11 protein-coding genes, 2 tRNA genes and 1 rRNA gene are annotated in these 21631 nt (G+C 42.9%); 9 read left to right on the top strand and 5 right to left on the bottom strand.

Annotated features, from left to right (window positions below):
- Nucleotides 1–32: 32 nt before the first annotated feature.
- The 3 genes from LC1Nh_RS05075 to LC1Nh_RS05065 all read right to left on the bottom strand — a co-directional run bounded on the left by LC1Nh_RS05075 (nt 33) and on the right by LC1Nh_RS05065 (nt 3825).
- Nucleotides 33–1733: a hypothetical protein gene (locus tag LC1Nh_RS05075; protein WP_153550622.1), complete on the bottom strand. Its 1701-nt coding sequence runs from the start codon at nt 1731–1733 to the stop codon at nt 33–35.
- Between the two features lie 206 nt (nt 1734–1939).
- Nucleotides 1940–2317 carry a hypothetical protein gene (locus LC1Nh_RS05070; RefSeq protein WP_153550621.1) on the bottom strand — a complete coding sequence of 126 codons (378 nt, stop codon included), beginning with the start codon at nt 2315–2317 and terminating at the stop codon, nt 1940–1942.
- A 464-nt stretch (nt 2318–2781) separates the two neighbouring features.
- Complete coding sequence (locus LC1Nh_RS05065; RefSeq protein ID WP_153550620.1) at nt 2782–3825, bottom strand: tyrosine-type recombinase/integrase; 1044 nt, start codon at nt 3823–3825, stop codon at nt 2782–2784.
- 317 nt (nt 3826–4142) lie between these two features.
- On the opposite strand from LC1Nh_RS05065, the gene LC1Nh_RS05060 reads away from it, so the two are divergent.
- The 4 genes from LC1Nh_RS05060 to LC1Nh_RS05045 are packed head-to-tail and all read left to right on the top strand — an operon-like array spanning nt 4143 to nt 12746.
- Nucleotides 4143–6170: a type I restriction-modification system subunit M gene (locus tag LC1Nh_RS05060; RefSeq protein ID WP_153550619.1), complete on the top strand. Its 2028-nt coding sequence runs from the start codon at nt 4143–4145 to the stop codon at nt 6168–6170.
- A complete protein-coding gene (locus LC1Nh_RS05055) occupies nt 6167–7534 on the top strand; it encodes a restriction endonuclease subunit S (RefSeq protein WP_153550618.1) in 1368 nt (455 codons plus the stop codon). The genes LC1Nh_RS05060 and LC1Nh_RS05055 overlap by 4 nt, the downstream gene beginning before the upstream one ends.
- Nucleotides 7534–10974: a DEAD/DEAH box helicase family protein gene (locus tag LC1Nh_RS05050; RefSeq protein WP_153550617.1), complete on the top strand. Its 3441-nt coding sequence runs from the start codon at nt 7534–7536 to the stop codon at nt 10972–10974. Before LC1Nh_RS05055 ends, LC1Nh_RS05050 begins: the two co-directional genes overlap by 1 nt.
- A complete protein-coding gene (locus tag LC1Nh_RS05045) occupies nt 10974–12746 on the top strand; it encodes a GmrSD restriction endonuclease domain-containing protein (RefSeq protein WP_153550616.1) in 1773 nt (590 codons plus the stop codon). Before LC1Nh_RS05050 ends, LC1Nh_RS05045 begins: the two co-directional genes overlap by 1 nt.
- On the opposite strand, the gene LC1Nh_RS05040 is transcribed toward LC1Nh_RS05045, so the two are convergent.
- On the bottom strand, nt 12743–14353 hold the full coding sequence (locus LC1Nh_RS05040; RefSeq protein ID WP_153550615.1) for a site-specific integrase: 1611 nt from the start codon (nt 14351–14353) through the stop codon (nt 12743–12745). The two genes, LC1Nh_RS05045 and LC1Nh_RS05040, sit on opposite strands and share 4 nt — an antisense overlap.
- A gap of 140 nt (nt 14354–14493) precedes the next feature.
- Nucleotides 14494–14695 (bottom strand) — tRNA-Ala (locus LC1Nh_RS05035).
- Between the two features lie 439 nt (nt 14696–15134).
- On the opposite strand from LC1Nh_RS05035, the gene LC1Nh_RS05030 reads away from it, so the two are divergent.
- The 5 genes from LC1Nh_RS05030 (at nt 15135) to argS (ending at nt 21604) form a co-directional block, all read left to right on the top strand.
- A 23S ribosomal RNA gene (locus tag LC1Nh_RS05030) occupies nt 15135–18088 on the top strand.
- Between the two features lie 703 nt (nt 18089–18791).
- Nucleotides 18792–18941 (top strand): preprotein translocase subunit Sec61beta, encoded by a 150-nt coding sequence (locus LC1Nh_RS05025; protein WP_153550614.1) that lies wholly within the window; start codon nt 18792–18794, stop codon nt 18939–18941.
- 36 nt (nt 18942–18977) lie between these two features.
- Nucleotides 18978–19124, top strand: a tRNA-Arg gene (locus tag LC1Nh_RS05020).
- Nucleotides 19125–19140: 16 nt separating this feature from the next.
- A complete protein-coding gene (locus LC1Nh_RS05015; protein WP_153550613.1) occupies nt 19141–19914 on the top strand; it encodes an arginase family protein in 774 nt (257 codons plus the stop codon).
- A gap of 52 nt (nt 19915–19966) precedes the next feature.
- Nucleotides 19967–21604, top strand: coding sequence for an arginine--tRNA ligase (gene argS, locus LC1Nh_RS05010; RefSeq protein WP_153550612.1), 1638 nt, complete (start codon nt 19967–19969; stop codon nt 21602–21604).
- Nucleotides 21605–21631 lie beyond the last annotated feature (27 nt).

Genomic DNA, 21631 nt, shown 5'->3' with positions numbered 1-21631 from the left:
TATTAAAGGATCCTATTATGGATAAGGGACAATTATTCGGGATCTTTTAGACCTATTTCTTTCCACTTATTTCTCCAGTCGTAGTAAGTTGATTCTGGAATATCTTCGAAATTTTCGTTCTTCCATCTTCTCGTCCACTTCTTCAGATTTACATGAGAATTAACATAGGACTTCTCCTGAAATACTTTCTTCGGCATATCCTCCCAGTTTTCAATAATCTCTCTGTCCTCCTTCCTGTCACATAGCCAGTCTCCTGCAGTCCCGTTAGGATCCTTCAGGAAGTTCATGGCGTTGAATCCCATTCTAGTTACCTTGCCACCCACCTTGAACTGGTGTCTCATTCTGAAGTATGCATCGAACACAGGTCTCTCGATATTTCTGTCGAAGAAATCAGACCATTCCGTTCCTGAGTCAACTTCTATCTTCCCGGAGTGAAGTTTCTGAAGGAGGCTGTCAAGGTTCTCGGCTTTCTTCTCCACGGATATAACATCCCTGAAATCTACTAGGCCGCCGTGCGGACTGACTCTACGCATCTCCTCATTCTCCATGGGGTTGAAGGCAGGCAGTTCCCTATACTGTCGAATGTAATCCTGAAGAAGCCCTGCTTTTGGAGGAGATCCGATCACATACAGGTGATCGACATCTTTGAATTTGTTGGTTCCTTCTGACTGGGCGAAGTTCTGGGCAATTACCTGAGTGCCTTCAAACCGTCTCCTGATATGCTTGTACGATATTACACCAACTTTCTTTTCTTCTGCTTCCTTCTTGATCTCCTTAACTATCTCATCCATTACCTTTGATTTGGAGGCATTCATGGTCACAGTAGACCTGCTATCCTCAACATTCCAGTCCCAGAGATACCATTCGTATTCAGGTTCTAGCTCCTCAACATCAATTGATTCGTAGGTTCTGTCTTCAAATTCGACTCCTGAGAAATTATTGCCGTCTCCAAGGTATGCCTCATCTATATCTGCATCGTGGTTATCTGCCTCATATCTGTATTGTCTCTTCATGTACTGGTAGTAGTTCTTTCCAGTAGTAGCGTCCAGAACCCATATCTCCTGATCCGCTTTATCGGCTATATCCCATAGCTCGTAGTAAAGCGGTTTCTCTAGCTTCATGCTGTCTATTAGACTGTTTGTCTTGGAAAAAGTCAGTCTGCAGTGTCTGGAAATGAATATTTTGTTGAATACTCTTTCCATCCTTTCCAGCTTCTTCAACTTCTCAAGCTTTCCTTCTTTCATCAGTTTATGCTTTTCTTTGCCTATGAGGGTGCTTCCATGGAAGTTTTTCTTTGCTACATTAAGCCAGAGGTTAGAGAATTTTTGAACAAGAAACTCGGTATGAGGAGTTTCTGTTTCGATTTCTCCACCTGCAAATATTATGTGGTCTGTTAATCCCTTCTGGTCGGTCTCTTGAGAATCAACATCTACAGTTTCGACTTCGTAGGAATTGACATAGATGTTGATCAAAATCTTTCTGGCCATCGCCTTCAGGGACTCTATCTTCTCTTTTTCAAGGCCTGATTTGGGGTTATAATCTCTGAATTTGACCTGCCTTTTACTGTAGTCTTGCATATTGACCTGGCGTTTCTGAGGGTTCTTCACGCCTATTGCTGTAAGTTCTTCAGAAAGCTCTCCGAACCTTCTCTCAACAAATTCTTCTTCAATACCTTCGTCCATCATTACTCTGTCCATAGAGGACAGGAAGGCTCTCTGTTCAAGCAGTTCCATTCGGGAAGGACATGCAAATACGACATTTTCTCTCCAAGTTTCTTCCTTGAATTGCTTCAGGTATATATCCAGTAGTTCAGGATCTTCATCGTGTCTTTTCCTGTACTCAAGAATTGCCTGTCTGGGTGTCTCTTCTTGATCTCTGAGTTCTTCAAGCTCTTTCCTCTGATCTGATTCTTCCTCCCAAAGATCCCTGATAGTATCGGTTAAATATTGCTTCTTATCGGGTCTATCCTACCGATAATGTAGTCGAAACCGAATATTCTGATTGTCTTATGTTTATTCTCTGGGTGTATGTCCTCGTAGTGACTCTGATTGCTCTTGCTCTGCTTCTGTGTCGGAGAGATAAACAGGTCTCCTCTTGTTAGCTGTGAGAGGCCGAATGTAGATTTTCCCTCTCCGAATCTATAACGGAAGAAGTATATGTCAGGGTTTTCAACTTGTTTGCAGAGGAAGTACTCGTCCAGCATGTTTTCGAAGGATTTTTTGTAGCCACCTCTGTTTTTCTTGACTTCCTTCAGGTTGTTCAGAAGTTTTAGGTACTCTTCTTTAGATGTAGCTCTACTTTTGTAGGTAGTTGCCATCATCGTCCCAGTACACTTTGTGGCTTAAAAATGCTTTTAGCCGCTTAGATGTCTGAAAGCAACTTATAGAGTGTTTTTAGAGTTTAATGTTCTTGTCAATATTAGGTGTGAAGAAAATGTTGACGGGCTGTGAAACATGCTGATGTACTTCCCGTAATAAGGTATTTAACCGGCTAGTGCCCGGAGACTAGATGTAGGGAAAGCCATCAGGGGTCGGGGAATCAACTCCCTTTTTCAGACCCTCTTTATACTATTTTCTAGCTGACGACTCATTAAGAGGATTTAAACGACTGTAGAGATCCCACTGCCATTTTTTCAACTGTTCCGACTGCTGAGAATGATAAAATTTCAAAGTCTGACTTATGTGACCGGAGTTAAAGGTGCGTGTCCGGCTCTTTAGCCAATAACCCCTATATACAGGGATCAACATAGATGAAATGGCTATTTCACACCGATATAGCTTTTCAGGAAAATGCTTCCTGATAGGTGTCGAACCTCTCCTCCTTGTCTCTTTGCAGGTAGAACTGTTCTGTGGTGCTTGGTTTGGAGTGTCTTGCGACCTGTGCTGTTCTGGATAGATCGTTACTTGAATCATAGACTTTGTGTATGAATGAACGCCTCAGCTTATGGCTGGAAAATTCATCGGCCCTGTTTATCCCTGCTCTCTGAGCCGCATCTTTCAGCTTCTGGTTCAGGTGGTAGCGTTCACGCATTAAGTCCTGGTATGTTTTCTCGGTATCTTCTACAAAGTTGAAGACAGGTTCAAACTCTTCCTTATCTGATAGGTCTTCCACTAGGTCTTCATAGCTTCCATCATAGTTGTAGTGGTCTAGTATGTACTTCTTGAGGTCTTGTTCGTACAGCTTTTTCACAAATGTGAACTCTTTTTCCCTGTTCTCTTTCTGACCTTTGGCGTACTTTGGCGGAATCTCTACCTCGATTCTTTCTTCCTTGAACTCCAGCCATTCCGGTGTCAAATGAAGCAACTCGAAGCTACGCATACCTCCGTAGTACATTAGTGATATGCCTAGGAACAGTTTCCTGTTGTCGGAAACTGCCATCATCATGTCCTGTATTTGATCCTCTGTGTACTTCAGTGTGTGCTTCTGTGAGGTGGGCTTTGTGAAGTTTCTGGACTCTGGAAGGTACTGAAGTAGTTCAGGTTTCTGCGATTTGATGTATTTCTTCAGCGATAGGAATGATAGGTACTGGTATCTGTGCCTGCTGTTACTTTTGCCGTCGCTTGTTCCGAACTTTTTTCTGGATTTCTTCCGCGTCCACCGCTGGAACTGGTCCAGATGGAAATCATCAATATCTATTTCTTTAGGTTCAGGATTCTCGGCCAGTGGATCGAAGTCCAGTTCTGCCAGAAATCGGAGGTACTGTATTATTGAGCCTTTTGCAAGGTCTCCCTTGTAATAGTCTACAAAAGAGTGTAAATCAGCCTTTACAGGTTGATATTTCTCTCCGGTGTAGTCATCTGCGATCTCGTTAAGGTCGTCAGACATGTCTTATCAAGAAAAGATGTTTTTTAGCGACTTATAAGAGCGGCACGGAGATTCTGAATGGCTAGGGCTTTTAAGCAACAAAGGAGACTGGATTAATATCCAACAAAGGGTATTTCATCGTTTAGCTGGCGTAACCAAGCTGACGTATGGAGTCATCGAGTAACGGCCGTAAGCCGTCTTAGGCTCTCATAGACTGGCCGCCTCAAGCGGCCTCTACTTTTTGAATAATTCAACTTTCTATACCTTTGAACAGCTTTATCACCAGTGATCATATCAAGATTATTATGGTATTGATAAACAGAGGGAAGCGATAGATTATGTCTGATTTTAATGAAATATCCAATTTTGTTTGGGGGGCGGCTGATCTAATAAGAGATAAATTCAAAAGAGGAGACTACGAAGAGGTAATACTGCCCTTCCTAGTGTTAAGAAGGTTAGACTGTGTTCTTGAACCTACAAACGATGAAGTAAGAGAACAATACGAACAATACAAAGATGAGCTAAATGAAGATGCTCTACAAGAAGTATTAAAAGAAGCCGCAGAAGCACCATTCTACAACTACTCCGAATACACACTTGAAACACTTCTAGACGAACCAAACGATATTGAAAGAAACCTGAAAGAGTACATGCACTCTTTCTCACCGGAAATGCAAGATGTTCTGGACAACTTTGGGTTCGAAGGTACAATAGAAGAATTAGACAAGCATGACCTACTTTACAAAGTAGTCAAAAGATTTTGCCAGCCGGAAGTTGATCTACACCCTGACAGAGTAGACAACTCTACTATGGGAGATATCTTCGAAGAACTGATCCGAAAATTCAACGAATCTTTGGATGAGAACCCTGGAGAACACTTTACTCCAAGAGAAGTAGTAGATCTGATGGCAGAACTAGCAATCGAACCAGACAGAGAAGACTTCGAAGAAAACCAGATCATGCATGTCTACGACCCTTGCTGTGGATCAGGAGGTATGCTCACAGAAACAGAAGACCGAATACTCCAAGCCAACGAAGATGTAGAAGTCTGGATGTTTGGACAGGAAGTAAACCCACAGACATATGCAATCTGCAAATCAGACATGTTTATCAAAGGAGAAGAAGAAAGAGCCGCAGACAATATAGCAGACGGAAGTACACTATCTAAAGACGCTTTCCCCGATAAACAGTTCGATTACATGCTAGCCAATCCTCCATACGGAAAAGACTGGAAAAGTGATAAGGACGCTGTAAAGAACGAAGCAGAACAAGGCTACGGAGGAAGATTCGGAGCAGGACTACCATCAACCGATGACGGACAGCTACTATTCCTACAAAACATGCTATCAAAAAGACAAGAACCTGAAGACGGAGGAAGTAGAATAGCCTTCATATCAAACGCTTCACCCTTATTCACTTCAGATCCAAATGTTTCAGAAAGCAAAAACGAATGTAGCATAAGAAGATGGATTCTAGAAAACGACTGGCTAGAAGCTCTGATCAGGATGCCAGACGAACTCTTCTACAACACAAAAATTTCAACCTATATCTGGGTTTTATCTAACGACAAGCCTGCAGAAAGAGAAGGTGAAGTACAACTAATTGACGCTTCAGGAGAAGAGTTCTGGAATCTGATGTCCGAAAACAAAGGCGATAAGAGAAAAGAACTGACAGAAGACCAGATTCAAGATATCCTTGACCTTTACAGAGCAAATGAAGAGTCAGAAAACTCACAGATACACGATATCAGTGAGTTCGGATACAGAAAAGTCAGGATTGAACGGCCTCTACGCAAAAACTTCAAAGCTTCCAAAGAAAGGATAGAACAGATCAAAGAAGAAAGAGCCTTCCAGAACCTGTCAGATAACGAAGAAGGAGAGAAGAAACAGGAAGCGATTATAGAAATGCTTCAAGGAATGGAAGACAAGCTCTACAAAGACAAAGATGAGTTTGAGGAGAAACTTGAAGAAGCAATTGAAGAAGCAGGTCTTGACTTGAAGAAATCGGTTGAAGGCAATATCTTCAAAGCTCTCGGAGAAAAAGATCAAGAAGCAGAGATCGTCACAGACGGTAACGGCAATCCCGAAAGAGACACTGACCTAACCGACTACGAATATGTGCCGCTTGGAAAAGATGTCAGAGAATACTTTGAGGAAGAGGTCAAACCTTACCAGCCACATGCATGGATCAACGAAGATATGAAAGATCCACAAGATGACGGACTAGGAAAGATTGGTTACGAAATCAACTTCAACCGCTATTTCTACGAATACGAACCACCAAGAGACCTCGGAGAAATAGAAGAGGACATCGAAGAAGTCGAAAACCAGATCGTAAACATGATCCAGAAGGTGACAAAAGAATGAGTGAAACTAAATCGCTTGGAGAATTTAGAGAAGAAAATTCAGGAACTACTGAATATCAACCTTATGGTGCATACAGAGAAACTAAAGCAGAATGGTTGGGAAGGATTCCTCAAGATTGGGACTTAACTAAACTGAAATTTCTAATAGAGAAAAATTTAAAGTATGGTGCTAGCGAATCGCCAAGGGAGTATGATCCTAAAGAGCCCCGATACATAAGGATCACAGACATCAAAGAAAATGGAGAACTCAGAGAGAAAACTAAAAAATCTCTCCCACTAGAAATAGCCAAAGATTATCAGTTAAAAAGGGGAGATATCTTATTAGCTAGAAGTGGTGCGACAGTAGGTAAAGCCACGCTTTATAACGGTGTGGAAGAAGATGATGCATCGTTTGCAGGTTACCTAATAAGAGTAAGACTCAAGAATCACATACTTCCAGAATATTTTAGTTACTTTACATCATCTTCTAACTATTGGGACTGGATAGATACATTTCTTATTCAGTCGACCATAGAAAATGTAAGTGCTGATAAGTATAAGGATCTTCTAGTTCCTTTGCCTTCCGAAGATGAGCAAAAAGCTATTGTAAGATTTCTAGATAGAGAAACAGAACAGATTGATAGGCTTATTGAGAAAAAAGAAGAATTAATTGATTTATTGGAAGAAAAACGAAAATCTTTGATAACAAACAGGATAATGCAAGGTGTAAACTCTGAAGTAGAATTGAAGGGAACAAATAGTGAGTGGTTAAAGAAAATACCTCAGAATTGGGAGATAGTTAAATTAAAATTTCTCTGTTGGGTGAAGAGAGGGGCCTCTCCAAGACCTATTTCAGATAAAAAATACTTTGACGAAAATGGGGATTACAATTGGGTTAGAATCTCGGATATATCCTCAAGAGGCAAATATCTGACTGAGACAGAGCAGACGCTTTCTGAACTTGGATCTAGTAAAAGCGTTAAAGTACCAAAAAACGAACTTATAGTCAGTATAGCAGGCTCTTATGGGATACCAAAAATTACAAAGATAAATACTTGTATTCACGACGGTCTAGTTTGGTTAAAAAATTTAGAAGCGGATAAGGAGTTTATTTACTATCTTTTCCATTCGCAGGGTGTATTTACAGGTGCAGGCAAGACAGGAACGCAAACTAACCTAAATAGTGATACGGTTGGAGAAGTGAAAGTTCCACTTCCTCCGAAAGAAGAGCAAAGAGAGATAGTAAATCATCTAGATCAGGAAACTTCGGATATTGATGAACTTATTGAGCAGGTAGAGGAAGGAATTGAACGCTTGAAGGAATACAGGAAGGCTTTAATTACAGAGGCTGTCACAGGACAGATTGATGTAAGAGGTGAAGTATAATGTCGAAGGAATTAACAGAAGAGAAGTTTGAAGACATCATCGTTGAAGAACTAGTTTCCAAAGACACAGAGTGGAAAGAAGGCGAAGTTGAACCTCTCTACACAGGCTTTAATCCCGGAAACTACAGGAAGAGAGAAAACAGACATTTCGATACAGAATATTGCTTAATTCCAGAAGATGTTCTGGAGTTTGTAAAAGATACACAGCCAGAGGAATGGCAGAAACTAGAGAACTTCGAAGGTGATAATGCAGAGGAGAAGTTCCTGAAGACACTTGATCGACAACTCAAGAGAAAGGGAGCCATAGAAGTTCTTCGTAATGGTTTGAGGATGAGTGGAGCAAGGTTTGAGCAACTTGCATACTTCAAGCCAGCGACAGACAGGAACAAGGAGGCGGTAGAAAACTATGAGAAAAACATTTTCTCCGTAATAAGGCAGTTAAGGTACAAAGGAAGTAAGGAATCTGTTGACCTAGCCGTTTTCCTTAACGGAATACCTATCTTCACTTCCGAATTGAAAGTAGATTTTAACCAGAATGTAAACAAGGCCAAGAGACAATATAAGGAAGATAGAGATCCTAGGGATAAGCTTTTCAGCCCTGGTAGGTGTTTGGCTCACTTTGCGGTCAGTCCGGAAGAGGTTTACATGACAACTGAACTTGCTGGACAAGATACAACTTTCCTGCCGTTCAATAAAGGAAACGATCACGGTGCAGGAAACCCTTCTAACCCATCAGGATACAGAACAAGCTACTTCTGGAAATACCTATTGAGTAAAGATAGTGTTCTAAACATAGTTCAGAACTTTATTACTGAGTTCAAGGAAAGGGACGATCAAGGAGACCTTACTGAAGAAGAAATACTTGTCTTCCCGCGTTACCACCAGCTACAGGCAGTCAGGAAATGTGTTGATGATGTAGAAAAGAATGGTGCAGGAGAAAGATATCTGATACAGCATAGTGCTGGCAGTGGAAAGACATTTACGATATCTTGGTTGGCACACCAGTTAGCAGAAATTCATAATGATGAGAACGAACCAGTATATGATTCAGTTATAGTTATCTCTGACAGAAGAGTTCTTGACGATCAGCTTCAGCACCACTTGAAGCAGTTCTCACAGGTAGAAGGCGTAGTCGCTAATGTAGAGGAAAGTTCTCAACAGCTAAAAAATGCCTTAGAAAGTGGAGAGAAAATAATAGTATCCACAATCCATAAGTTCGACTACATAGTTGAAGAAATGGAAGACTTGTCCGACAGAAACTTTGCTGTCTTGATAGACGAAGCTCACTCCTCACAAACAGGAGAACTGAAGGATAGTCAGACCAAGACCCTAGCAGATATAGATGATGAAGAAGGGGAAGAAGTCACACCTCAGGATAGATTAAATCAGGATATGGAAAGTAGAGGAGCTCTCTCAAATGTTAGTTCATTTGCATTTACCGCTACTCCTAAGGAAAAGACCTTGGAAATGTTTGGAGAACCTAAAGAAGATGAGGGCTATGAACCATTCAGCCTCTACAGTATGCGTCAGGCAATAGAAGAAGGATTCATCCTAGATGTACTTCAGAACTACACTACCTACGATGACTACTTCAACCTATTGAAAACCATAGAGAACAACCCGGAGTTCGAAGAAAGCAAGACAAAGAGGCTTCTGAAATCCTTTGTTGATAGTCACGATCTTGTGATATCCAAGAAGACAGAGATAATAGTTGAACATTTCGTAGAAGAAGTAATGCACAAAATCGATGGAAAAGCCAAAGCTATGCTTGTAACAGGATCAAGAGAACAGGTAATCAAGTACAAAGAAGCCTTTGACGAATACCTTGATGAAAACAATTACAACTTCAAGGCTCTAGCCGCCTTCTCCGAATTTGAATATAACGGAGAGAAAGTCTCTGAGAAAGATGTTAACGAAGATTTAGACACAAAGATTGAAGACAAATTTGAGGAAGATGACGCAAGAACAATCATAGTAGCAAACAAATTCCAGACAGGATTTGATCAACCTCTACTCCATACCATGTATGTCGACAAGAAACTAGGGGGAGTAAGAGCAGTTCAGACACTCTCTAGACTTAACAGAACTCATCCAGACAAGGAAGACACCATGGTGGTAGACTTCAAGAATGATCCTGAAGATATACAGAAAGCCTTCGAGAGATTCTATACCAAGACAAAAGTGAAGCAGGGAACCAATCCACAGCTTGTTTATGACTTGGAAGAAGAACTGAAGGAGTTCAAACTATTCAAGGAAAGTGAAGTTGAGGACTTCGCAGAACTTTGGTACAGTAAGGAAACTAGACAGGACGAACTGACAGCCGTTCTTGATCCTGTGAAGGATAGATACGAAAACACCGATGAAGAAAAACAGGAAGACTTCAGGAAAAAGCTGAAAGACTTTATACAGCTTTACTCATTCCTCATAAAAGTAGTTAACTTCAGAGATGAGGAATTGCATAAGCTTTACCAGTTCTCAAGAGTTCTATACAGGAAGCTACCTGTAGAAACAGGCGATATGCCTAATGAAGTAAAGCAGTTTGTGGATTTAGACCAGTACCACATAAAAGAAGTGTCCAACGAAGAAGACCGATCACTAGAGCAATCTGGTGGTGAACTTGGCCCTACGCATAAAATGAAAGATGGTAAGAAGGTCAGCGAAGAGAAAAAATCTCCACTAGAGAATATCGTAGAGATGTTGAACAAGCAATTTGGATATGAAGTCGATGAACAGGACAAGAACTTTATCAAGCACTTGAAGAACAGATTACAGGAGAATCAGGCCCTTAAGGAGACTGTAGAGAAGAACAATAAGGAAAAGGCACAGATGAAGTTCAAGAATGTAACAAGGAAAGAGATGCTGGATATGATAGATCAGAACACAGAGTTCTTCAACAAGGCCACGAATGATAACCAGTTTGCTGAAGTATTCCAGAGTTGGCTCTACAACCAGTTCATCAATTCCTCAAAGAAAGATAGCAGAGATATGGTGGAAGAAGGCCGGGACAAGAATGTAGAGTTTGAAGAAAGGATGCTTCCAGATAAGGAAAGTGATGCTCAGGCAAAGGAAAGAATTGCCAAGCATGTATGTGCTTTTGCAAACTCCGCAGGAGGCCACCTCATTCTAGGTGTTGATAAAGAAGGACAGGTTACAGGCTTAGAGAAAGACTTCAAAGCCGTTCAGAAGGGGCAGGATGGGTTCCAAGACCAGCTACATGAGGCCTTGAGCCAGAATCTAGGGGAGACATTTGCCTCTCAGAAAATACAGGTCAGGTTTGACACGCTTGGAGATAAATCCATCTGCGTAATTGGGGTAGAGCCTAGCGATGAACCAATCTATGTGGCAACTGATGACTTCTATGTGAGAGAAGACAGCAGAACAGACCAATTAAGCAAAAGAGACACAGAAAAATACATCAAGAAGCATTTCAGGGATGAATAATGGGATATAGTACAGAAAGCATAGCAGAAGCAGTCGAAAACATAAACTCCAAGTACTACCTCCCAGCGATACAGCGAGAGTTCGTCTGGGACGAAGATCAGATAGTAAAACTATTCGATTCTCTAATGAGATCGTATCCTATAGGTTCATTCCTCTTCTGGAAAGTAAATGAAGAAAACAAAGAAGAGTATGTCAAATACCAGTTTATACAGAACTACACCACGAACAGGAAACATACTCCACATCCTGCACTACATAGAAATCAGACAACTGATGCTAATGGTCAATCAGATATTCGTCTGGTACTAGATGGTCAGCAGAGGCTTTCTTCCCTGTTTATTGGCTTGAAAGGTAGTTACACTTCCAAAGAAAAATGGAAAAGATATGATAATGAAGACGCATGGAAAAAGAAGAAGCTATACCTAAACCTGCTTTCAAACCCTGACGAAACAACAGAAGGAGAGATGCGACTCCAGTACGAATTTGAATTTAAGAAAGATCCAGAAAACAGCGAAGGCGAATACTGGTACAGGGTAGGAAAGATCCTAGGGCTAGAAAACGACAAACAGAAGCACAAAGAAGTAAATAGGATTAAAGAAAGCGAAGATTTATCCTCTGACGAAGAGTTCTATGTTCAAAGCAACTTGAGCCAGCTATACGATATAATCAAAAAACAGGAGATAATCAACTACTATACTGAGAAAGAACAGGACATGGAGAAAGTCCTTGACATATTCATTAGAACAAACGACGGAGGAACCCAGCTAACAAAGTCAGACCTTCTACTTTCGATGGCAGTTGGAAACTGGGCAAAAGGAAGCGATTCAGAAGACGAAATAAACGCAAGAGAAGAGATAACCAACTTCGTAGACCGGATCAACAATAAACTAGACGAAGACAACGACTTCGACAAAGACTTCGTGCTGAAAAGCTCTCTCGTACTATCTGAATTACCTGTAAGATACAAAGTAGATAACTTCACAGCAACTAATCTAGAAAAGATCAAAGCTAATTGGAATGATATCAAAGAAGCTATAGAAAAGGCAGTAAAACTGGTTAACAGCTTTGGAGTTGACTCAAACAACTTAACAAGCCAAAATGCTCTGATACCTATAGCCTACTTCTACATGAAGAACCCGTCAGTAGAACTCTACGGAGAATCCGTAGAGAAAACAGAGACTAGGAAAAAGATTCAGAAATGGTTCTTAAGCTCTCTACTGAATGGAACATTCGGAGGACAATCAGATACTGTTCTTAGAGATGCCAGAGAAGCAATTAAAGGCAATAGCCAATTCCCTGTAGAAAAGATCAATTCAAAGTTGCGTGGAAGAGGAAAGACTGTCGGGTTCAACGAAGAAATAGTTGAAAACATTCTAGAGTTCGAATACGGCAAGAAAAGAACATTCCTAGCACTAACCCTTCTATACGATAGAACAGATTGGGGGCACATCAGCTACCACACCGACCACATCTTCCCAGACTCCAAGTTTGAAGAAGAAAAACTACGAGAAAGAGGTTACTCCGAAGAAAAGATAGAAAAATATCTTGAGAACTACGAACAGATAGGAAACCTCCAGCTTCTCACAGAAAATGAAAACACAACAAAGAATGATCAGGAATTTGGAGAATGGATAAAAACACAATCAGAGAAATCACCAGAAAAACACCTAATCCCTACAGGAGAAAGTCTTCAGGAGTTTGATCAGTTCCTCAAGTTCAAGAAGGAAAGAGAAAAGTTGATAGAGAAAAGGTTGAGAAGCCTATTCAGTTAGCCTTCTAACTCCTCCACTTTGTTCTGTAATTTCTGCATCTTCTCAACTATATCCTCTTTGTCTAGATCCTCTATACCCTCCTCATCTCCATCTTCAAGGTCTTGACTGTCAAAGTCCACTTCCTGAAGCTTGTTGTCAAGCACATCCATCAACTCACTCTTGAAGTCTTCCTCTTCAATAGAGGATTTGTCCAAGAGATAGTCAATACCCCAGTCCTTCACTTCGTGCTTAATCTCATTCTTTGTGGAATCCGGTGTATCTCCTGTCATCACCATACCATCGTAGGTAAGTTCTTTGCCACAACGGTTGCATATGTCCCATAACCTGCTATTAAGCTTTTCGCACTCGCTACACTTGGTTGGCTTTAATGACTCATCGTAGAATCTGCCCTCGACATTAATATCGAGTTCTGGATGTTCGTTCTGCAGGTCTTGTTTCTGATTGACTTCAAGTGCTTCTTTGTAGTGGCCAGGAGAACTGCTGTTTTCTGCCCAACCAAAAAAGCTCCTAATTCCTCCATCTCCCCAGTTCATAGCTTGTTTATGTAAAGCACGTGCCTTACGAAATACTGCGTGAGGGTTATCATCAATATTCCTTACTTCGGAATCATTTACTGCCTCTTTGACAATATCTCTAACCGCTCCAGCTCCAAGAGCTTCTTTCTTTCTATAAGCAGAAGAACTTTTCCCTCTCCAGCTACATTCATCACATGCATACTTTCTACGTGAGCTTGTTGACATAGACTTATCGCTATTCTTGGCGACTCTAGTGGCGTTGGCTCTACAATCAGGACAGCGAATATCGGCATCTTTTTCCTTAAAAACAGGTTCGTCTGGATCTGGATTCTGTTCTTCATAGAGCTTTTTCATTACAGGTCTTGAGTTAACCATATTGATCACTCTCCTACTGGAGCTACCGCCCTTCTTATTCACTCTTAACCGCACAGTCATCTTGTCATCGTTGCTTTTGAAGTTGATATCTTTCCATAGTAGTGGCTGTGGCTTATCATCGGTTGGAAAAATTTCCCCAATACGGCATCCTGTAGCCCAACCAAAGAATATTATACAGCGGTTCCTGAAAGAATCAGCAGATTCTATGATTTTCTTCATTTGTGATGGATCTGGTTTTGTTTCTGGAATTACTTCCTTTTGAGGCTCATTAAGATATTTGTCAAGTTTTCTGACCAGTGCAGACCCGTTTAATTCTTCAAGGTATTCTTCTTCTCCCTCGCCTGTGTATTCCACGAAACTTCTGTAGAAAACGGTCAGAGCTTTCTTAGTTTTGTCCTTACTGTAGTCAGAGTAAGTCTCTCCATTTCTTTTCTTAATTTCGTCCCTGCCGAGCTTCTTTATTATTTCCTTGACATCTTCTCTTTCTGCTTCATCCAGATTGAAATCTATTTCTTCGGCTATCCTGTTCCACTGTGAGGAGTAATCATCAATAGTCGAGCTTTCGACTCGATCTATCCATTCGTCAAAGAAGTCTTCGAGAATCTGCTTGTTATGATCAGAAATTTCAGGGTTTTTGGCCAGTTCTGAGTTAACTCTATGTAGAACTTCAAAACTGGTTTCTTTAGAATTAGAGTCTGAAGTCGTGTTTTTGGTCATTTTTGGTTCACCTTATTGTGAACCGCCGACCAAGCCCATTTTATAACTCATTATTAAGAAATGGGAGACTTGGACTCTCAGTCGTTTACTCCCAACGATTGCTAAAAGTCCTACCCAGTCCATCTTGGAAATGGGCTACATGGACCCTCAGGGATTTGAACCCTGGGCCTTCCCCTATCTTGCTTTTGGTTTCTCGGCAGGCATTCTGTGAATGCATTCTTGCGTGTCTCGAAGACCTCTAAGAGGTCTTCTGCTCCAGAAAACCTCGGGAAGAGGTTTTCGGTAACCGAGCGTAACCAGTCGTTGCAAGGGGGACGTTCTGCCAGGCTGAACTAAGGGCCCGTACTCCGTATCTAGAACTTTGATGGTTTATTTTTTTAAACTGGTTCGGCACCATTTGACCGGGTACACGGGTAATGGTTAATAGGTATTTAAAGTTTTGACAGGTTTTCTTTGCATACGGCGTGACAGTTTGTTTAGGAGGGTCGACGGTTTGTTAATGTATGACCCTTTTTAACTGTTAAGGCCGTGTCTAATGTTACCGGGCATCGAACCGGTACATTGTTTCGTGGGCGCCTGTTTAGGGTGTCCTCAGCACGAATCAGTCTCTGAATTCACAATGTGGAGATGAGTAGTGCACACCGCATATGATTTGTTTTGTTTGGTGTAAGTAGGGTTCGAACCAGAACCAAGATTATTTTTTATCCGGGCATCCGATTTACTAGCTTGATGTCTCAGGAAAGTTTCGACTTTCCAGGGAGTTAATCAAGCTGGTGTCAGAAGCTGGATTACTGTCAAGCCGGGTAGTGAATGGCTCGGTTCGAGAAGCCGAAGAAGGACGTGGCAAGCTGCGATAAGCTTGGGCGAGGTGCATGCAGCCTTTGAGCCCAAGATCTCCTAATGTGACTTCATAGGTCGCTTCGGCGACCTGTACATTTCTATGTACGGGAACGCGGTGAATTGAAACATCTTAGTAGCCGTAGGAAAAGAAACCAATATGGGATTCCCTTATTAGCGGCGAGCGGACGGGGAACACGCACAAACTGAACGCCTTCGAGAGATCGTAGGTGGATGTGGTTTGGCCGCCGTTGGATCCAAGCAGTTTAGTTGAACTCTTGCTGGAAAGCAGGACCATAGAGAGTGATAGTCTCGTAGACGACTACTGCACCGATCTTAGGCGTGCCAAGAGTAGCATGGGTTGGAAATCCTGTGTGAATATGGGAGGCACTTACCCTTTTCCAATGCTAAATACTTCTCGAATCCGATAGCGTACTAAGTACTGTGAAGGAACGCTGAAAAGTACTCTTCGAAGGAGGCTTAAAAGACCCTGAAACTATCTGGTCTTAGGCTAGGCACGGCATTCAAGCGTCGATGACTGACAAAGAACTTTCCGAGAGGTCTTAGTATGAATCAGTCGGAGCAGTGTTGTGTCATCCGTTTTGAAAAACGGGGCAGGGAGTTTGCCGTCGTGGCGAGGCTAACCACCGATTCGGTGGGGAGTCACAGCGAAAGCAAGAAGACCGCAGCACGCTTTGCGTGTGAGGGTCCTCGTGTTAACGCGCGAGAAGTCACCACGGCATTATCCGAAACCGGTCGATCCTGGCCTGGCTAAGGTGAAGCGGCGCGAAAGCTCCGTGGAGGCCTGAAGCGTTGCTGCGATACAAGCGCTCGTGTAAGCTGGGTCAAGGGGTGAAATGTCAATCGAGATCGGTAATGGCTGGTTCCACTCGAAATGGATCGAAGTCCAACCTTCGACGAGACTGCTGTAGAGGTAAAGCTACTGATTTTGGCTGCCTGTAGGCTCTGCCTACAGGACCGAAGTCAAACTCTGAACTCTGCAGCGTTATAGACTCGAGGAGTGAGGGATGGCGCGTAAGGTGCCATTCCGAGAGGGAAACAACCCAGAGAAAGGTTAAGGCCCCCAATTCCTGACTAAGTGCACATGAAGGGCGTTTCGGTTCTCAGACAGCGGGGAGGTTAGCTTAGAAGCAGCTACCCTTTAAAGATAGCGTAACAGCTCACCCGTTGAGAACTGAAGCACCGTAAATGGACGGGGCTCAAGTCAGGAGCCGAGACCTTTCCATCGTTTATCGATGGGTAGAGTGGCGTTCCGCAGGGACAGAAGCATGGCTGTGAAGTCGTGTGGACCGTGTGGAAACGAGAATCCTGCCGGCAGTATCAGCGAAAAAGATGTGTGAATCATCTTCGCCGCAAGAGGAAGGGTTCCTCAGCAATGATTATCAGCTGAGGGTTAGTCGGCCCTAATCCAATCCGTAATTCGCGATTGGAGAACAGGCAAACAGGTTAATATTCCTGTACCTCCTCACATTATTGGACGCTTTGGGATAACAACAGCTGCGTTTTCGCGCAGTCTAATCAGGTAATGCATGGCGAGCGTAATGCTTAGAGCCTGCGAACCTGTCAATTCGAACTGGGAATAATCCCGGTTTGTTGTGATTCCTGGAGCCCTTGAAAACATGTGAGAGACCGTACCAAGAACCAGCACAGGTCCTCTGGCTGAGTAGGCTTAGGCGTTCGGGTGCAACTCGACTTAGGGAATTCGGCAATCTAGCTCCGTACCTTCGGTATATGGAGTGCCTATCGTCTTGTTACGATAGGTTGCAATTACATGGGGAGCTCGACTGTTTACTAAAAACATAGCCGACTGCTAGTCCGAAAGGATTTGTATAGTCGGCGACTCTTGCCCAGTGCCAGTACCTGAAACCTCCGTACAAGGAGCAGAAGGGCTGGTAAACGGCGGCGGTAACTATGACCGTCTTAAGGTAGCGTAGTCCCTTGCCAATTAATTGTTGGCCCGCATCAATAGAGGAACGAGGCTCCTGCTGTCCCAAGTCGTGGCCCGGTGAACCCGCTGTACCGGCGCATAAGCCGGTGACTCCCAGTGGGAAGCGAAGACCCTGTGAACCTTTACTGCAGTCTGACGTTGCGGTGGGGTTCCATGTGTGAAGTGTAGGTAGAAGACATTACAGAGGTGCATACGCTAGTATGTCGCCCAGTCGACCATGGGACACTACCCACGTGGAACCCTGCTGCTTACTTCTACGGAAGGACAGCGTTAGCTGGGCAGTTTAGCTGGGGCGGCATCCCTCTGATAACGAATCAGAGGGGTTCAAAAGTATGCTCAAGTCGGTCAGAAATCGACTGTAGAGGACAAAGCCAAATGCATGCTTGACTGGATTCCTGTTAGTAGGGGATCTAGGCGCGAAAGCGTGACTTAGCGAACGCCTTTAGCCAATAAGTGAGGCTTAGGCCTGACAAAAAAGGTACTCCAGGGATAACTGGATTGTCTGTGGCGCGAGCTCATATCGACCCGCAGGCTTGTTACTTCGATGTCGGCTCTCCGTATCCTGGCTGTGCAACAGCAGCCAAGGGTGAGGGTGTTCACCTATTAAAACGGATCGTGAGCTGGGTTTAGATCGGCGTGAGCCAGATCTGTTGCTATCTGCTGGGAGTGTTTGTGGTTTGAGAGTAAAGTCCGGACAGTACGAAAGGAACCCTGGACTGAGGCCTCTAGTGTATCTGTTGTCCGAAAGGGCAAATGCAGAGTAGCTACGCCTCACAGTTGTAAGAGCTGAAAGCATCTAAGCTCGAAAGACTACTCAAAAAGAAACCGCATCCACTCTCGTACAAGACGAGTTGATAGAGTGGCGGTGTAAGATCCAAGGCAACGAGGATTTCAGCCGACCACTACTAATCGTGGGTTCTAATCTAGTGGAAGACACCAGCTTGAGCTCTACCCTTACAGGTGGGACTCAATGCTTAGTCTGCCTGGATAAGAACTCCGTCTTAACACGGTTATCTTGGACTCTCTGTGTTCGAACCCTACTATTTTTCATCACCTTTCCTAATTTCATTCTCAAAAGATTTTCTAATCTATAGTTGAATTACTGATTGGAGATGGTGTGGCTGTCATCGCTGCCTTCGTCAATTTGGAAGGTGTTTAGTGAGTGAAAGTCCCGACCACAAGTCCGAAACTTCCTTGACTGGAGTTTCTGGGCTTTCAGAAAATCTTGGGAAACCGGATTTTCGTAAGCGGAGCAGGTGAAAGACCTGTGGCCTGAGAAGGCTCTGAACTAAGCGTAAAACCAGGTAATACTGTGTTGTAGCAGAAGTTCATGGACATCAGAAACGACACGCCCAACTGGCTGAGCGATGATATGAGTGTTTGAAGCCTGTTGGATTCGTTGAAACGTGGTCCGAACCGTGTGGCAAGCCCTGAAAAATCGGGTGCAAGACCAATCATCGTGAATTGGTTGTAGTTAAATGCAGCTGTCTCTTCTATTGAGAAGAGGCATCTTGGAAAGGCGTAAGGCTTTCGGACGTAGCAACAGAATCGGGCTTACTGCCATCTCCACTAATTTTATTCTCTGAGTAAATTGAAACAACCTTTTTGAAGGTTTCAAACCCTTAACTCTTTATGGCTAAAGAAGAAGGCGGTGCACTTCCTTCCAGTCAAGGAGGACTCGTCCAGTATATGGACGCAGACACAGGTATAGAAGTCGATCCGAAAACAGTTATCGCATTCGGATTCGTAGTATCCATCTTGACACTAGGACTACACCTCTAAAAAAGATTTTCGCCCAAACATCTATTTACAGAGAAAGGGCCCGTAGCTCAGCCTGGACAGAGCGCGAGACTTCTAACTGCCGTAGCAGATTAACAATACTTTATGGCGTTTCAGCCATCTCTCACTGTTTACGGAAAAAGAGAAGTTATCTCGTTGTCAAGGGTTCAAATCCCTTCGGGTCCGCTTAAGCTGATTTTTCATGAAAACCAATTCTCCTGAGGACGCAGAAATTCTACTTCAGAAACTTCCTAGTGATATAGGCATTCATAGAAATCCTCGTAAGGGTACTCTGAATGCTCCGGAAGTGATTTTGGAGGGGTTCGAACCCGGAAAGGATGTTTTAATCGATGAAGTGTTTATTGACGAGTTTGATTTAGAGAAGACGCATGAAAGGATTCGTGAGAATACTGAGGAGCTTTTAGAATATGATAAACCGATTTTTTCTCTAGGAGGAGATCACTCGGTCTCTTTTCCTGTTATCAAGGCTTTGAAGCAGGAGAATCCTGGAATGCAGTTGGTTTGGCTTGATTCTCATCTGGATTTGAAGGAGAAGGTTGATGGTCATGTCTCACATGATGTAGTTGTTAGAGAGCTGCTAAACTCTGGTTTTGAGGAGGATGAGATTACTTTTGTTGGGATTACTCGGGTTGACGATGATGAACAAGAATTTCTGGATCAGCATGACTTAGATGTTTACCGTGCTGATGAGGTATTATCCGAATTCCTGCAGGAATACGATTCAACTAGTCCGACCTATCTAAGCGTTGACATAGATGTGTTAAGTGAAGACGAAGCACCTGGCACAGGATATCCTGATGGTCGGCTCTCTATGCAGCAGGTTGAAAGAGTGATAGAAAAGGTAAAACCGGTTCATGCTGACTTGGTTGAAGTAGCACCTCCTTTCGATGAGGAAGGAAAGACTGTGGGGAATGCTAAGGAAATTCTGGGGAGATTGACAGAGGTTGTTCGCTGAACTTGAACTCTCATCTGATAAGTGTTTTGAAGCTTAACAAGAAGTATTTCTTATGAAGCAGATTAAAAGAGAGCTGGTCTCTAAACTTTCAGAAAAACTTGATGTAGAAGTAAGTATTTCAGATATTGAGAGACCGGAGCCAGAGCACGGGGATTTTGCCTATCCTGTTATGAAGGCAGCCTCAGAACTAGGAGAGAATCCGCGGCAACTTGCTGAAGAGACTGCTGAAAGCTTTGAAAACCATGGTTTCATTGATTCTGTTGGTGTAGCTGGTCCTGGCTACTTGAACTTTCATTTAGATAGGGAGAGTTTCGCTAGCCAGGTTCTTGAAGTCCTTGAAACGGATTCAATGGGTGTTGAAGCCCGAGATGGCAGTATGTTGGTTGAATTTTCCGCACCTAACCTAGCTAAGCCTATGCATATCGGTCACATGAGAAACAATGTTATAGGCGATTCGCTTCAGAGAATAATGCGTTTCATTGGCTATGAAGTTACCTCAGAGAACTATATCGGGGACTGGGGGACTAAGCACGGTCAGGTGATCTATGCGTTCAAGAAGTGGGGAAGTCAGGAAGAATTCGATGAAAATCCTATGGACCACATGTATGATCTGTACGTCAAGCTTCACGATGAAGCAGATGAGGAAGATAAGGAGAAGGCCCGTGAATGGAGTAAGAAAATCGAAGAAGGTGATGAAGAAGCTGTACGGCTTTGGGAAATGTTCAGAGAAGCAACCATCGAACACAACGAGAAAGAATATGATAGAATGGGCATCGAGTTTGACAGGGTCACGGGAGAATCTGTAGTAGCTGACGAAGCCCAAGAAGTAATTGAAAATGGTCTTGAGAAAGGTATTTTTGAGGAAGATTATGATGGCAGCATCTATGTAGACTTTGAAGATGATAAATATCCGAACACAGTCGTTAAGAGAAGCGATGGATCTACATTGTATCTTTCTCGGGATGTCGCTAACATACAGAAACGAGAGGAGGAAGGCTTCGATTACAACCTTTATATAGTAGCTAACGAGCAGGACCTCCATTTCCAGCAGTTGTTCGAGATAGCGGAAATGTTTGGTGTAGAAGGAATCCAGAATGAACACATCTCCTATGGCATGGTACATCTTCAGGATGGTTCTATAAGCTCGAGTAAAGGAAATATAATCCGACTATCAGACCTTATGGATAAAGCAGTTGACAAAGCTGCGGAAATTGAAGGAAGAGATGTCGACAACGCGGAAGAAGTAGGTCTAGGTGCTATCCGGTACGCTAATCTCTCAGTCTCACGGTCTAAAGATATAAATTTTGACTGGGATGATGTACTGGACTTTGAGGGAGATTCAGGTCCTTACCTACAGTACACAAATGTACGAGCCAAAAGCATTCTTAGAGAAACAGAAAAAGAAGGAGAAACTGTCGGAACACTGGAAGATGAAGAATACAGGTTGTTGAAAAAGCTTTCAGAGTTCCCGGAGAAAGTCGAAGCTGCTGCCGATCAGCGAGAACCAGCAAAAATCGCTAACTATCTCTCAGATCTCTCAGAAGAGTTCAACAGCTTCTACCATAGCTGTCAGGTAACAGGTGTAGAAGAAAAGATTGAGAAACGAAGGGTCAAATTGGTTGAAACATTTGTAGAGGTTACGGATCAAGGACTTGAGCTACTGGGGATCGAACCTCTTGATGAAATGTAACAGAGTATTTAAGAGGAATTGAGGTAA

The sequence above is a fragment of the Candidatus Nanohalobium constans genome (genome assembly GCF_009617975.1).
In the GTDB taxonomy this organism is placed as follows: Archaea; Nanohalarchaeota; Nanosalinia; order Nanosalinales; family Nanosalinaceae; genus Nanohalobium; species Nanohalobium constans.
Note: the sequence above shows the minus strand (reverse complement) of the source record. Positions and strands in the feature narration are given on the sequence as shown.

Excerpts from the sequence above, each read along its gene's own strand:
- LC1Nh_RS05075 (WP_153550622.1), bottom strand. The coding sequence starts at position 1,733 with ATGGAACTGCTTGAACAGAGAGCCTTCCTGTCCTCTATGGACAGAGTA.
- LC1Nh_RS05055 (WP_153550618.1), top strand. The coding sequence starts at position 6,167 with ATGAGTGAAACTAAATCGCTTGGAGAATTTAGAGAAGAAAATTCAGGA.
- LC1Nh_RS05040 (WP_153550615.1), bottom strand. The coding sequence starts at position 14,353 with ATGACCAAAAACACGACTTCAGACTCTAATTCTAAAGAAACCAGTTTT.
- LC1Nh_RS05050 (WP_153550617.1), top strand. The coding sequence starts at position 7,534 with ATGTCGAAGGAATTAACAGAAGAGAAGTTTGAAGACATCATCGTTGAA.
- LC1Nh_RS05045 (WP_153550616.1), top strand. The coding sequence starts at position 10,974 with ATGGGATATAGTACAGAAAGCATAGCAGAAGCAGTCGAAAACATAAAC.
- LC1Nh_RS05060 (WP_153550619.1), top strand. The coding sequence starts at position 4,143 with ATGTCTGATTTTAATGAAATATCCAATTTTGTTTGGGGGGCGGCTGAT.
- LC1Nh_RS05070 (WP_153550621.1), bottom strand. The coding sequence starts at position 2,317 with ATGGCAACTACCTACAAAAGTAGAGCTACATCTAAAGAAGAGTACCTA.
- LC1Nh_RS05025 (WP_153550614.1), top strand. The coding sequence starts at position 18,792 with ATGGCTAAAGAAGAAGGCGGTGCACTTCCTTCCAGTCAAGGAGGACTC.
- LC1Nh_RS05065 (WP_153550620.1), bottom strand. The coding sequence starts at position 3,825 with ATGTCTGACGACCTTAACGAGATCGCAGATGACTACACCGGAGAGAAA.
- argS (WP_153550612.1), top strand. The coding sequence starts at position 19,967 with ATGAAGCAGATTAAAAGAGAGCTGGTCTCTAAACTTTCAGAAAAACTT.
- LC1Nh_RS05015 (WP_153550613.1), top strand. The coding sequence starts at position 19,141 with ATGAAAACCAATTCTCCTGAGGACGCAGAAATTCTACTTCAGAAACTT.